We start from the raw sequence: 13,231 nt of genomic DNA, 5'->3' as shown, positions 1-13,231 counted from the left end.
GTATCCGGCAAGGGGGAGATCGCTTATGCGTGATCCGGTAGACCTTTTTCGATGCAACGGATCAGCAAGCGTGTCTTTTTGTTGTCATCCTGCTGGCGTTTGGCCAGGGTCGTCAGCGCCCACTCTATGTGTTCGGCCACCATGGGCTCGGCGGTCGTAAACGCCTGTTGCAGGGCGGCGATCACCTCTGGCGTGGCCGGGCCGTTGCCAAGCGCCACCGCCAGGTTGCGGCGCCAGCGTTGATAGCCGATGCGCCGGATCGGGCTCCCCTCGGTGTGCTTGAGAAATTCGCTCTCGGCCCAGCGCCACAGCTCCAGCAGGGGCGGGCGGTGCAGGTTGGGGCGCGCTTTGAAGTCGGGTTCCGGGCTTGCACCTGCATAGCGATTCCAAGGGCAGATGAGCTGGCAGTCGTCACAACCATAGATGCGATTGCCCATGAGCGGCCTGAACTCTTCCGGGATGGGGCCGTCGTTCTCTATGGTGAGGTAGGAGATGCAGCGGCGCCCATCCACCACATAGGGCGCGACTATGGCACCGGTCGGGCAAATATTGATGCAGGCCACGCACTTGCCGCACTGCTCTTTTTCCACCGGGGCATCAATGGGCAGGGGCAGGCCGAGGAGCAGCTCCCCCAGAAAAAAGAAAGAGCCGGCCGATTCGTTGAGCAGTAGCGAATGCTTGCCGACCCAGCCCAGCCCGGCCTTGGCGGCCAGCGGCCGCTCCAGTATGGGTGCCGAGTCGACGAAGGGTCGCCACTCTCCCATTGTGTCCTGGGTGGTTTGAAACAGCGCCTGACAACGCTGTTCGATCCGCTCCCCCAGTTGCTTGAGGCGGTTGCGCAGCACCTTGTGGTAGTCGCGGCCGAGAGCGTAGCGGCTGATGTAGCCGAGGGTCGGATCGCACAGGGTGGCGGCAAAACCCGCCTCGAAGGGGAGGTAGTTCATGCGCACCGACACTACCCGCAGTGTGCCCGGCAGCAGCTCATGGGGGCGGGCCCGCATCATGCCGTGTCGGGCCATGTAGTCCATTCTGCCGTGATGGCCTGCATCCAGCCAGGCCTGCAGCCTGGGCTCCTCGAGGGTAAGATCCGTGTCCGTGATACCGACCTGGTCAAATCCTAGCTCGCCTGCCCATAGCTTGATATCGTGAGCCAACTGCTGAAAATCAGGCGTAGTCATGCGGCATCGAGCCCCACAGGCTTGATGTCCTGGGTCAACCGGCAGTGAAAATCAGATGTGGTCATGTCGCATCGCGTGCCCGAAGCGTCTCAGCCAGGGCTAATGGATGAAAGTCAGGAGCCGTCATGGTAAAGGTCATCGGGGATGCTATCAGCGGGAAAGAGGTGCGCAGTTTACCACAATCACTGTGGCGGACTGAACAGATCCGCGCGCTGGAGCAGCGCTGGGCCGAGCGAGAAGGGCAGGAACGCTACGCCCTGATGGAGCGTGCCGGTGCGGCGCTGTGTACCTACGCCACCCATCATTGGCCGCAGAGCCGCCGCTGGTGGATCTTTGTCGGCCCAGGCAACAACGGCGGGGATGGCTATGTGCTGGCGCGTCTCGCCAGACAGATAGGCCTTGAACCCCGGGTGATCGCCGCCAGGGCGCCTGCCGAGCTCAAAGGGGATGCCAGGCGAGCCGCCGATGACTGGCTGGCGCTGGGGGGGGCTGTGCTGATGGCTGGCGCCAGCGAGCTGGACTCACTGCCGTCGCCGGACCTGGTGATAGATGCACTGCTTGGCACGGGTGTCCATACCCACCTATCGCCGCTTCTGACAAAGATCGTCGCAACAATCAATAGCTTGGGCGCGCCTGTGTTGGCGGTGGATCTGCCCTCCGGCCTCAATGCCGATACCGGCTGCGCCATGGGGGCGCTGGTGCGTGCCACTCGCACCCTCACCTTCATCGGCATCAAGCAGGGCATGCTTACCAGCGATGGTGTGGATGGGGTGGGCCAGCTCGACTGCGATCCCCTCGGGGTCATGCCAGAGGAGACGCTGCAAGCGGCGGCGGAGCGGATCGATTATCCCGGCCTCAAACACCTGCTGACGCCGCGCCAGCGCTCGGCTCACAAGGGCTCCCACGGCAAGGTGCTGCTGGCAGGGGGCAATGTGGGCATGCAGGGAGCCATAGTGCTGGCGGGTCTTGCTTGCCTGCGGGCGGGAGCGGGTCTGGTACGGGTGTGCCAGCATCCGAGTCATGGGCCCGTCAGCCTCTATCAAGCCGAGTTGATGAACTCAGTGGTTGATACGGATGAGTACTGGGCTTCGGTGCGGCTGGTGGGGCCGGGACTCGGTCAGGACGAATGGGGTCGGCGCCATTTTGAATTATTGGTCAATGACAGCTTGCCGCTGGTATTGGACGCCGATGGATTGAATTGGCTGGCGCTATGTCCCCGTCATCAGGATAATTGGGTGCTCACGCCTCACCCGGGTGAGGCGGCACGCCTGCTGGGCTGCTCCATTGCCGATATTGCAGCGGATCGTTTTGCCGCTGTGCGGCGCCTGCAGCAACGCTTTGGCGGCGTAGTGCTGCTCAAGGGCGCGGGGTCGCTCATTGATGACGGCAAGCAAATCGCGCTCTGTGATGAGGGCAATCCCGGCATGGCCAGTGGCGGCATGGGCGATCTCTTGTCTGGTATAATCGCCGCCCTGTTGGCTCAGGGCTGGTCTGCCGTCGAGGCAACCAGGCTGGGAGCCGTGATCCACGGGGAAGCGGCCGATCTGGCCGCCGCAGACGGAGAGAGAGGAATGCTGGCATCAGACCTGCTGCCCTTTATCCGTCGACTGGTTAATCCCGACTCCATAACAAGTTAAAGAAGAACATGGCAAAACAGTTGATGATGACACTGCCGGACGAGGCAGCAACAGTGGCACTGGGTGGCCGTCTGGCACACGCCTGCCAGCAGGCGACCACGGTGTTCTTGCACGGCTCCCTCGGGGCCGGAAAAACCACCCTGACCCGTGGCTGGGTGCAAGGGCTGGGGCATCAGGGCAAGGTCAAGAGCCCGACCTATACCCTGGTGGAACCCTATGAACTGGCCGATTGGCAGGTTTATCACTTTGATCTCTATCGTCTGGCTGATCCGGAAGAGCTGGAGTTCATGGGGATCCGGGACTACTTTGCTGCCAATACCCTCTGCCTGGTGGAGTGGCCGGAGAAAGGGGAGGGCTGGCTGCCGGCGCCCGATCTGGACATTACCCTGACTTATGTAAACGAGCAGCGTGAGGCTCTGATAGAAGCCCGCACTGCTATTGGCGAAGCCATTCTGGAACGGTTGTCATCTACGTGCGCTTGATCCTTGTTATTGCCCTCTCTCTGATGGCCTTACCCTCCTGGGCGAATCAGCTCAAGAGTGTGCGGGTATGGCCATCGCCGGATAACACCCGGGTGGTGCTCGACATGAGCAGTGCTCCCAATTACAACTACTTCACCCTGACCGGCCCGGATCGACTGGTGATCGACCTCAAAGGGGCGAACAACGTCGCCAATCTGGCCAGTATCGGGAACAACAGCGAGCTGGTGCGCAAGATCCGCGAGAGCTCGCCGTTGGAGAAGGGTGGACTGCGGCTGGTGCTGGATCTCAGTTCCACCATCAAACCCGTGGTATTTCCGCTGGCACCGGCAGGCCCCTATGGCCACCGGTTGGTGATCGACCTGCCTTATGAAGAGAAACGCTCTGCCGCCGCCGTGCAAGCCACCCCTGTGGGGGGCAAGGGCAAGGGGGTGGTGATCGCCATCGATCCGGGCCATGGCGGGGAAGATCCGGGCTCCATCGGCCCCCGTCGCACCTATGAGAAGCGAGTTACCCTGGCGGTATCCCAGAAGCTGGCTGCACTCATTGACAGGGAACCGGGCATGCGCGCCGTGCTGACTCGCCGCGGGGACTACTTCGTGGATCTGAACAAGCGCTCCGAAATTGCCCGCAAGGCCAAGGCGGATCTGCTGGTCTCCGTCCACGCGGACAGCTTCCACAACTCGACGCCGCGCGGCGCCTCTGTCTGGGTGCTGTCGACCAATCGCGCCAACCGCGAGATGGGCAGCTGGCTGGAGAAGCAGGAGAAACAAGGGGAACTGCTGGGCGGGGTAGGCAAGGTATTGGCCGAATCCGACCCGAATCCCTATCTGGCACAGACCTTCCTCGATCTCTCCATGGACAAGTCCCGTGCCGAGGGCTATGACGTCAGCCGCCAGATCCTGCGCTCCATGGGCAAGGTGGCCAAATTGCACAAAAAGGCGCCGGAGCATGCCAGTCTGGCCGTGCTGAAAGCCCCGGACATTCCCTCCGTGCTGGTAGAGACAGGTTTTATCTCCAACCATGCTGAAGAGAAGCTGCTGGCTACCCCCGCCTATCAAGACAAGCTGGCCCGCGCCATCTTCGAGGGGATCCGCAATTACTACCGTGCTCACCCGACCAAGGGCGCCTTGCTGACTGGCAAGGGACAGGCCAGTCGGCCGGCAGCTACCACTCGCCCTGCGCCTGTGGCCCAGCAGTCGGTGAGCCAGCCCAGGCAAGTACAGTCGCAGCCGGTCGTGACCAACAAGATGCCAGCCACTGCCCGCGATGGTGGTGCTGCGACCAGCTCGGGAGCCGGGGTGATCAAGCCTTACTCGGCGGCAGCGCAAGAGACAGGTGCGCCGGTCAGTAATGTGGGCGACTATGACAAATCGCGGATGCTCCGCCATGTGGTCAAACGGGGCGAGAGCCTCTCCCGCCTTGCCGAGAGGCATGGGGTGAGTCAGTCCACATTGGTTGAAATCAACCAGCTGCGCAGCCGGGATATTCAGATTGGTCAGACAATCTATATCCCCCAGCAGGGACAGAGCCGCAGTGCCGCCCCCGTTCGCAGTGACGACAAGTCGCAGATGATCCGCCATGTGGTCAAGCGGGGCGAGAGTCTCTCCCGCCTTGCCGAGAAGAATGGGGTGAGTCAGGCGCGGCTGGTGGAGATCAACAAGCTCAAGTCGCGGGATATCCAGGTAGGGCAGGTGCTCTACATTCCCCAAAACTGACGCGCGGGAGCTGGTGATGCCGCTCCCCGTGTTGGCGTATACCATCGCAAGATTGAAACTCAGGAGTAAGTGATGCCGATCCGTATATTACCCCCTATCCTGGCCAACCAGATTGCCGCCGGAGAGGTGGTGGAGCGGCCCTCTTCTGTGGTGAAAGAGCTGGTGGAAAACAGCCTGGACGCGGGCGCCGACCGGGTCGAAATCGACATCGACAAGGGCGGTGCCAAGCTGATCCGCATCCGTGACAACGGCTGCGGCGTCGCCAAAGACGAGCTGGTGCTGGCGTTGTCGCGCCACGCCACCTCCAAGGTGGCGACCCTGGATGATCTGGAAGGGATCTGCAGCCTGGGGTTTCGCGGCGAGGCGCTCGCCTCCATCAGCTCTGTCTCCCGTCTCACATTTACCTCCCGCACCCAGGATCAGTCCGAAGCCTGGCAGGCACAGGCGGAAGGGCGAGAGATGAACGTCACCGTCAAACCGGCGGCCCACCCGGTGGGCACCACAGTGGAAGTGGTGGATCTCTTCTTCAATACCCCGGCGCGGCGCAAGTTCATGCGCAGTGAAAAGACCGAATTTGCCCATATCGATGAGCTGGTGCGTCGCATTGCGCTCTCCCGTTTCGATGTCACCCTGATCCTGCGTCACAACGGCAAGGTGATGCGCCAGTACAAGGCCGCCAATACGGTGCCTGAGCAGGAGCGCCGGCTCGCCGCCGTTTGTGGCACTCCCTTCATGCACCATGCGCTGGCGGTGGAGAGCGAACATAGCGACGTACGTCTGTGGGGGTGGCTGGCGCTGCCTGAGGGCGCCAGACCGCAGAACGATCTGCAATACACCTATGTGAACGGTCGCATGATGCGCGACAAGCTCATCAATCATGCCATCCGCCAGGCCTATGACGAGCTGCTGCCCCCCGACCGCTTCGCCGCCTATGTGCTCTATATCGAGCTGGACCCCCACCAGGTGGATGTGAATGTCCATCCTGCCAAGCACGAGGTGCGCTTTCATCAGGCGCGGCTGATCCACGACTTTATCTTTCAGGCGCTGTTTACTGCGCTGCGCCGCGAAGGGGTCAGCGCAGCTCATCAGGAAGAGCCGTTGGCCGAAACCCTGGTCGAGCTGCCTGTCAGCGGGCAGATTGAATGCCCAGGGCAGGCGCCTCGTCCCGAGTGGTATGGCGCCGAGCACAGCTATCGGGCTCCTGCCTCGACGAATGAAGTGCGAGAAGGGGGCGCGGCGCGTGCCGGCAACTACCAACCGCCCGAGCCACCCAGCCGGGAGGCGATGCGGGGCATGGGCGCACTGCTCACCACCTTGCCTGGTGCCGGGCCCGCGTCTGCTGTATCCGCTACCGCTGCAATGGTGCCCAGTGCAGCAGCTCAGACCACACCTGGAGTCTGGCAGGCACTCACTCTGGTGGAGCAGGCCTATCTGTTGCTGGTGCGAGATGGCCAGCTGGCGCTGCTCTCCCTGGTGCGGGCCGAACGCCTGTTGCTGCGCAACTGGTTGCTGGAAGCCTGGGGCCAGGGGCTGGCTGCGCAACCCCTGTTGCTGCCAGTTTCGTTCAAGCTGCCGAAAAACCTGATATCGCTGGTTGAAGCGCAGGAACGTTTGCTCAAACGGATGGGGCTGGAGTTGAAAAGCGGGGGGCGTGACACCATGATCCTGACTCGGGTGCCAGCCTTGCTGCGCCAGACCGATCTGGTGCGGCTATTACCCGAATTGTTGCAAATTATCGAGAGCGGATCTGACAGTGATGCGAGCCAGCTGGCTGAAGTATTATGCCAATGGCTGGTTGAGCAGGGGATAAGCCACGAAAAAATATACGATTTTTCAACAGCCAATCGCTTGCTGACGGAACTTGTGGCCGATTTCAGTGACCAATTGGCAGATATTCGCATGGTGCGCCCCGTGTCGCTGACGACAGTACTGGAGGCGTTTGCAGATGGTGGCTGAGTTGCCGAGTGCTTGTTCCAATACACAGTCTGGCAATAAGCCCGTGATGTGCTCGCTGTCGCTGCTAAATCTGATCGAGGAATTTGAACGTGGCTGACTTGCCGAATGCAATTTTTTTGATGGGGCCAACGGCCTCCGGCAAGACGGATCTCGCCATCGCCCTGTGCCAAACCCTGCCTTGCGACATCATCAGCGTGGACTCTGCGCTTATCTATCGCGGCATGGATATAGGGACTGCCAAGCCAACGGCGCAAGAGTTGGCTCTGGCTCCCCACAAGTTGATCGATATTATTGATCCTGCCCTGAGCTATTCGGCCGCCGACTTTTGCCGCGATGCCCTGCGGGAGATGAACGATATTGTCGCCCGTGGCCGCATTCCGCTGCTGGTGGGGGGCACAATGCTCTATTTCAAGGCACTGTTGGAGGGGCTTTCTCCGCTGCCATCCGCCGATCCGGCCATTCGTGCCGAGCTGGAAGAGGAGGCGGCACGCCTTGGCTGGCAGGCGCTGCACGATGAGCTGGTGCGGATTGATCCGGTCGCCGGCGCCCGCATTCATCCCAATGATCCGCAGCGTCTTAGCCGGGCCTTGGAGGTGTATCGCATCAGCGGCAAAACCCTGACCGAGCTAACCCAGGTGCAGGGGGAAGGGTTGCCATATCGGGTGCACCAATTTGCCATTGCCCCGAGCGATCGCGCCCTGTTGCACAAGCGCATTGAAGAGCGCTTTGACAAGATGTTGCAAAGCGGCTTCGAGCAAGAGGTGCGTACGCTTTATGAACGAGGCGATCTCACCCCCGACCTGCCAGCTATTCGCTGCGTTGGCTACCGCCAAATGTGGGACTACCTGGCAGGGGAAGTGGAGTATGATGAGATGCGCTATCGCGGTATTGTTGCCACCCGCCAGTTGGCCAAGCGTCAAATGACCTGGTTGCGCGGTTGGCCTGAAGTCACCTGGCTGGAATCTGGTGAGTCTGGCAATCTGGCAAGGGTCGTTGCCCGTGCCGGAGTGGCTTGACACTCCTGTATAATCAGGTTGTTATATTGATATCCGGTGTTTAAAAACAACAAACTATAAGGAAAAGAAGATGGCTAAGGGGCAATCTCTCCAAGACCCGTTTTTGAATGCGCTGCGCCGTGAGCGGATTCCTGTTTCTATTTATTTGGTGAACGGCATCAAACTGCAGGGTCAGATCGAATCGTTTGACCAGTTTGTCATTTTGCTGAAGAACACCGTGAGCCAGATGGTCTACAAGCACGCCATTTCCACCGTGGTGCCGGCTCGCGCCGTCAACCATCACCAGCATGTCCCTGGCGCAGCTGGCGAAGAACAGGGTGAAGCTGAAGCGTGATATCTCGAGGCGAGACGACTCGCCAATTCAGATTCGTCATGATTCCTGTCAAGGAGCAAGCGCTTGTTTGACCGTTATGAAGCCGGCGAACAGGCCGTTCTGGTGCACGTCAACTTCAGTGATGAGGGTGAGCGGGAGGATCTGGAAGAGCTCAAGATGCTGGTGAGCTCGGCCGGCGTCAATGCATTGGGGGTGGTGACTACCAACCGCAGTGCGCCCAGCGCCAAACTCTTTGTCGGCAGCGGCAAGGCTGAAGAGATCGCGTCCCAAGTTCAGATGTTGGGCGCAGACGTGGTGATCTTCAACCATGCTCTGACCCCTGCCCAGGAACGCAATCTGGAACGCCTGTTCCAGTGCCGTGTCGTGGACAGAACCGGCCTGATCCTGGATATCTTTGCCCAGCGCGCCCGAACCCACGAAGGCAAGTTGCAAGTCGAACTTGCCCAGTTACGCCATCTTTCTACTCGCCTGGTGCGAGGCTGGACCCACCTTGAACGTCAGAAGGGCGGGATCGGTCTGCGCGGCCCGGGTGAAACCCAGCTGGAAACCGACCGTCGCCTGTTGCGTGAGCGCATCAAGGCAATTTTGCGTCGGCTCGACAAAGTGGCCAAACAGCGGGAACAGGGCCGTCGTGCCCGTAACCGCAATGAGGTACCGACCGTGTCACTGGTGGGTTACACCAACGCCGGAAAATCCACTTTGTTCAACCAACTTACAGCTGCCAGCGTGTATGCTGCCGATCAATTGTTCGCAACACTGGATCCCACCTTGCGTAAATTGGTGATCCGGGATGTGGGTGATGTGATTCTGGCGGATACAGTTGGATTTATTCGGCACTTGCCCCATGATCTGGTCGCAGCTTTCAAAGCGACGCTGCAGGAGACCCGCGAAGCGGACTTGTTGCTGCACGTAGTTGACTGTGCCGACGAACAGATGCAAGAGAATATCGATTCGGTACAGCAAGTGTTGGCTGAAATTGAGGCCGATGACCGACCCCAGCTGATGATCTGTAACAAGATAGACAAGCTGGCGGATCGTCCGGCAGGTCTGGAGCGGGATGATGAGGGGCGTCCGGTACGGCTCTGGTTGTCCGCCCAGAGCGGTGAAGGCTGTGAATACCTGTTTACGGCCCTGACCGAGTTGCTGGCCGGATCCATGGTGCATCACACCTTGCAGTTACCCCCTTCGGCCGCCAGATTGCGAAGTGCGCTCTATCGTCTCAAAGGCATTGAGCAGGAAGGTTTCAGCGAGGAGGGGGATTTTGTGTTGCAAGTTCGCCTGCAACTGGCCGACTGGAACCGCCTCGTGAAACAGGAAGGCGAGAATTTACAACGCTTTATCAGGCATTGATTCGTCGATGAAGATGAATGTTTGCAGGCTTCATCAATGATTGATGGCCAGATAGAGTTGATATCCATCCGCTTGTATTAATGGAGATGCTGATGGCTTGGAATGAGCCTGGAAACAACGGCAAAGACCGTGACCCTTGGGGGAACAACGGCAAGAATCAGGGACCCCCTGATCTGGACGAGATGTTGCGCAAGGTAAGCCGCCGTTTTGGTGGTTTGCTGGGTGGTGGCAAGTCAGGTGGCGAGATGGGCCGTTTTGGTCTCTCTATCGCCTTGGTGGTTGCTGTGGTGGTGTGGGTCGTCAGCGGCTTCTATACCATTCGCGAAGCAGAGCGGGGTGTGGTGCTGCGTTTTGGGGAGTATTCCCATAACGTGGATCCGGGCCTGCGCTGGAAACCGACCTTCATCGACCGGGTGATCCCGGTGGACGTCGAGTCTGTACGCTCGCTGCCCGCCTCCGGCTTCATGCTGACTCAGGACGAAAACGTAGTGCGTGTCGAAATGGACGTGCAGTATCGCGTTGTCGATCCCGAGCAGTATCTGTTCAGCGTCACCAATGCTGACGAGAGCCTGGGTCAGGCCACCGATAGCGCCCTGCGCTATGTAGTGGGCCACACCCGGATGGACGATGTCCTGACCACAGGTCGGGAAAAGGTCCGTCAGGAAACCTGGCAAGTGATCGACGGCATCATTGAACCGTATCAGATGGGTCTTCAGATCGTCGACGTCAACTTCCTGCCGGCTCGTCCGCCTGAAGAGGTAAAAGATGCCTTCGATGATGCCATTTCCGCCCAGGAAGATGAGCAGCGTTTCATTCGTGAAGCAGAAGCCTATGCCCGTGAAGTTGAGCCAAAAGCTCGCGGCTCGGTCAAGCGTCTGGAGCAGGAAGCTGAAGGTTACAAGTCCCAGATAGTGCTGAAGGCCAAGGGTGAAGTGGCTCGCTTCAACGAGTTGCTGCCCCAGTATCAGGCCGCACCTGAATTGACCCGTGAGCGTATCTATCTGGAAACGATGGAAGAGCTCTATCAACAGGCCAACAAGGTGCTGGTGGACATGCCCGCTGGTAACAACAGCATGATCTATCTGCCTCTCGACAAGTTGTCTGGTAAAGCAACTGCAGCGCAACCGGCTCGTCCGGCTGGCACGTCAGTGGTGGAATCGACGCCGCCGTCCAACGAAGGGGCCAATTCCACACCGACCCCGCTGCGTAGCGGTGACCGTTTCAGCTCAGGGAGAAACTAATAGATGAAAAAAATAGCTATTGGTGTCATCGCTGTAGCCGCCATGGTCTGCTTCTCTTCCATCTTTATCATTGATGAAGGTCAGAAGGGGATTGTCGTCCAGTTTGGCAAGGTGAAGCGGGTTGAATCTGGCGAGCCGCGGCTTTATGAGCCCGGTTTGCACTTCAAGGTGCCGCTCATCGATCAGGTTCGCAAGATGGATGCTCGCATCCAGACCCTGGAAGGCCAGGCGGATCGCTTCGTGACCTCCGAGAAGAAAGATCTCATCATCGACTCCTACGTGAAGTGGAAGATTGAGGACTTCTCCAAGTACTACCTGGCAACGGGTGGTGGCAACAAGATCCAGGCCGAAGACCTGCTCAAGCGCAAGATCAACAACGGTCTGCGCTCCGAGATCGGTAACCGCACCATCAAGGACATCGTCTCCGGTGAGCGCAGTACCGTGATGGAAGATGCCCTGATGAAGATGGCGCGCTCCTCCGAGCTCGGCATCAAGGTTGTTGATGTGCGGATCAAGCAGATCAACCTGCCGGTGGAAGTCTCCAGCTCCATCTATCAGCGGATGCGTGCCGAACGGACGGCAGTGGCCCGTGAGCATCGCTCCCAGGGTCGCGAGCAGGCCGAAATCCTGCGTGCCGACATCGACCGCAAAGTGACTGTCATGATCGCCGATGCCGAGAGTAATGCGCGTCAGCTGCGTGGTGAAGGGGATGCTGAAGCCGCCAAGATCTATGCCGACAGCTACAGGAAAGACCCCGAGTTTTTCAGCTTCGTGCGTAGTATGGAGGCCTATCGCAAGAGTTTTGCCGGTGGCAACGACCTGATGGTACTCAAACCAGACAGCGAGTTCTTCCGCTACCTCAAGTCTCCTCACGGCACCAAGCAGTAAGAGACAAGCATAAGACCAAAGGGCCTGATGATTCAGGCCCTTTTGCTTTATGGCATGAGACCAACCGCCGATACGGGCGGCTTTTTTGTGCAAGGAGATGGGATGCTGACATCCATTCTGATGGGATTGGGGCTGCTATTGCTGTTTGAAGGGCTCGGCCCCTTGCTGATGCCCAAAGCCTGGCAACAGATGCTGCGGTTGCTGAGCGAACAGCCACCGGAACAACTGCGCCGTATCGGTGGATCTCTGGTGGTGGCGGGCGCCGTCATCCTCTGGATGCTGGGTCACTGAATCATGTGGCTGGCTCTGAGTTCCATTGCGGCGCAGACAATAAAAAAGAGGCCTTTGGCCTCTTTTTTTATGCAACAGCAGATATCGCTGACTCAGGCGCTGCGTTGTACCGCCATCTGGGCCAGGGTTTCCAGCGCCTGCTTGTGCTGGGAGTCCGGCAGGATGGCGAGGGCGGCAATGGCCTTGTCAGCCTCTTCTCTGGCACGCATGCGGGAGTACTCCAGCGCACCGGTGCGGTCGAGAATCCCGAGAATCTGGTCGAGATGTTCCATGCCATTGCGATGCTCGATGGCATCACGCACCAGCTGGCGCTCTTCGGGTGAGCCCACTTCCATGGCCCGCAGCAGCGGCAGGGTCGGCTTGCCTTCGGCCAGATCGTCACCGACGTTCTTGCCCATCTCATCGCTCTGGGAGCAGTAGTCCATGACGTCATCGATGATCTGGAAGGCTGTGCCCAGATACTTGCCGTAGTCGGTCATAGCTTGCTCGACGGGCTCGGGCTGATGGGTCAGCACGGCCGCGAGGCGGGTGGCGGCCTCGAACAGTTTGGCGGTCTTGCAGTAGATGACCGTCATGTAGCTCTGTTCTGTGGTGTCCGGATCGTTGCAGTTCATCAGCTGCAACACTTCCCCCTCTGCGATGGTATTGGTGGCATCCGACAGGATCTCCATCACTCGCAGGTTGGAAAGCTCGCTCATCATCTGGAAGGAGCGGCTGTAGAGGTAGTCGCCGACCAGCACGCTGGCAGCATTGCCAAACAGCGCATTGGCGGTCTCCCGGCCACGGCGCAGATCGGATTCGTCGACCACGTCGTCGTGCAGCAGGGTAGAGGTATGAATGAATTCGATGATGGCGGCGAGTTTGAGATGATCCTGACCTTCATATCCCAGTGCGCGGGCGGCCATCACTGTCAGCATGGGGCGCATCCGTTTCCCGCCTGCACTGACAATATAGAAACCCAGCTGGTTGATCAGGCTGACATCGGACTGAAGTCTCGCCAGGATCAGTTCATTCACCGCCGTCATGTCGGCAGCACAGAGCGCACGGATAGTCTGTTGGTCCATAAGTCTCGTAACGTGACGGCAGCAATAACTGCGGTTTTAGTAATGGCGGGGATTCTACACGATTTCACAATGGGTTACA

At 59.4% G+C, this 13,231-nt stretch carries 12 protein-coding genes; 10 read left to right on the top strand and 2 right to left on the bottom strand.

Annotated elements, in window-relative coordinates; genetic code table 11:
* Positions 1-23 precede the first annotated feature (23 nt).
* Entirely contained in the window at positions 24-1,178 is a 1,155-nt protein-coding gene (queG, locus tag GWQ31_RS12130) for a tRNA epoxyqueuosine(34) reductase QueG (protein ID WP_275909459.1), read from the bottom strand.
* Positions 1,179-1,303: 125 nt separating this feature from the next.
* Here queG and GWQ31_RS12125 point away from each other — a divergent pair, with 125 nt between their 5' ends.
* The 10 genes from GWQ31_RS12125 (at position 1,304) to GWQ31_RS12080 (ending at position 12,088) form a co-directional block, all read left to right on the top strand.
* Positions 1,304-2,815, top strand: coding sequence for an NAD(P)H-hydrate dehydratase (locus GWQ31_RS12125; protein ID WP_275909458.1), 1,512 nt, complete (start codon positions 1,304-1,306; stop codon positions 2,813-2,815).
* A gap of 8 nt (positions 2,816-2,823) precedes the next feature.
* Entirely contained in the window at positions 2,824-3,297 is a 474-nt protein-coding gene (gene tsaE / locus GWQ31_RS12120; protein ID WP_275909457.1) for a tRNA (adenosine(37)-N6)-threonylcarbamoyltransferase complex ATPase subunit type 1 TsaE, read from the top strand.
* The gene (locus GWQ31_RS12115; protein WP_275909456.1) at positions 3,288-5,012 is read left to right on the top strand and encodes an N-acetylmuramoyl-L-alanine amidase; all 1,725 of its coding nucleotides are present in this window, start codon (positions 3,288-3,290) and stop codon (positions 5,010-5,012) included. The genes tsaE and GWQ31_RS12115 overlap by 10 nt, the downstream gene beginning before the upstream one ends.
* A 72-nt stretch (positions 5,013-5,084) precedes the next feature.
* A complete protein-coding gene (gene mutL, locus GWQ31_RS12110; protein WP_275909455.1) occupies positions 5,085-6,968 on the top strand; it encodes a DNA mismatch repair endonuclease MutL in 1,884 nt (627 codons plus the stop codon).
* A gap of 98 nt (positions 6,969-7,066) precedes the next feature.
* Positions 7,067-7,984, top strand: a complete 918-nt coding sequence (miaA, locus tag GWQ31_RS12105; protein WP_265452254.1) for a tRNA (adenosine(37)-N6)-dimethylallyltransferase MiaA — start codon at positions 7,067-7,069, stop codon at positions 7,982-7,984.
* 70 nt (positions 7,985-8,054) lie between these two features.
* Positions 8,055-8,318, top strand: coding sequence for an RNA chaperone Hfq (gene hfq, locus GWQ31_RS12100; protein WP_005311664.1), 264 nt, complete (start codon positions 8,055-8,057; stop codon positions 8,316-8,318).
* 63 nt (positions 8,319-8,381) lie between these two features.
* Complete coding sequence (hflX, locus tag GWQ31_RS12095; protein WP_021138373.1) at positions 8,382-9,668, top strand: ribosome rescue GTPase HflX; 1,287 nt, start codon at positions 8,382-8,384, stop codon at positions 9,666-9,668.
* A gap of 92 nt (positions 9,669-9,760) precedes the next feature.
* On the top strand, positions 9,761-10,909 hold the full coding sequence (gene hflK, locus GWQ31_RS12090; protein WP_131731256.1) for an FtsH protease activity modulator HflK: 1,149 nt from the start codon (positions 9,761-9,763) through the stop codon (positions 10,907-10,909).
* 3 nt (positions 10,910-10,912) lie between these two features.
* Complete coding sequence (hflC, locus tag GWQ31_RS12085; RefSeq protein ID WP_275909454.1) at positions 10,913-11,797, top strand: protease modulator HflC; 885 nt, start codon at positions 10,913-10,915, stop codon at positions 11,795-11,797.
* A gap of 102 nt (positions 11,798-11,899) precedes the next feature.
* Entirely contained in the window at positions 11,900-12,088 is a 189-nt protein-coding gene (locus GWQ31_RS12080; protein ID WP_005311672.1) for a DUF2065 family protein, read from the top strand.
* 92 nt (positions 12,089-12,180) lie between these two features.
* Here GWQ31_RS12080 and ispB read toward each other — a convergent pair whose 3' ends face one another.
* Entirely contained in the window at positions 12,181-13,152 is a 972-nt protein-coding gene (ispB, locus tag GWQ31_RS12075) for an octaprenyl diphosphate synthase (RefSeq protein ID WP_005311674.1), read from the bottom strand.
* Positions 13,153-13,231: the final 79 nt, after the last annotated feature.

Origin of the sequence: Aeromonas sp. 2MA4, assembly GCF_029237305.1 — a bacterium.
In the GTDB taxonomy this organism is placed as follows: Bacteria; Pseudomonadota; Gammaproteobacteria; order Enterobacterales; family Aeromonadaceae; genus Aeromonas; species Aeromonas salmonicida.
The sequence above is the reverse complement of the archived record's forward strand: the minus strand, read 5'-3'. Positions and strand labels throughout refer to the sequence as shown.

Coding starts and splice junctions, on each gene's coding strand:
- hflC (WP_275909454.1), top strand. CDS start 10,913: ATGAAAAAAATAGCTATTGGTGTCATCGCTGTAGCCGCCATGGTCTGC.
- hflK (WP_131731256.1), top strand. CDS start 9,761: ATGGCTTGGAATGAGCCTGGAAACAACGGCAAAGACCGTGACCCTTGG.
- queG (WP_275909459.1), bottom strand. CDS start 1,178: ATGACTACGCCTGATTTTCAGCAGTTGGCTCACGATATCAAGCTATGG.
- ispB (WP_005311674.1), bottom strand. CDS start 13,152: ATGGACCAACAGACTATCCGTGCGCTCTGTGCTGCCGACATGACGGCG.
- hfq (WP_005311664.1), top strand. CDS start 8,055: ATGGCTAAGGGGCAATCTCTCCAAGACCCGTTTTTGAATGCGCTGCGC.
- tsaE (WP_275909457.1), top strand. CDS start 2,824: ATGGCAAAACAGTTGATGATGACACTGCCGGACGAGGCAGCAACAGTG.
- GWQ31_RS12125 (WP_275909458.1), top strand. CDS start 1,304: ATGGTAAAGGTCATCGGGGATGCTATCAGCGGGAAAGAGGTGCGCAGT.
- mutL (WP_275909455.1), top strand. CDS start 5,085: ATGCCGATCCGTATATTACCCCCTATCCTGGCCAACCAGATTGCCGCC.
- GWQ31_RS12080 (WP_005311672.1), top strand. CDS start 11,900: ATGCTGACATCCATTCTGATGGGATTGGGGCTGCTATTGCTGTTTGAA.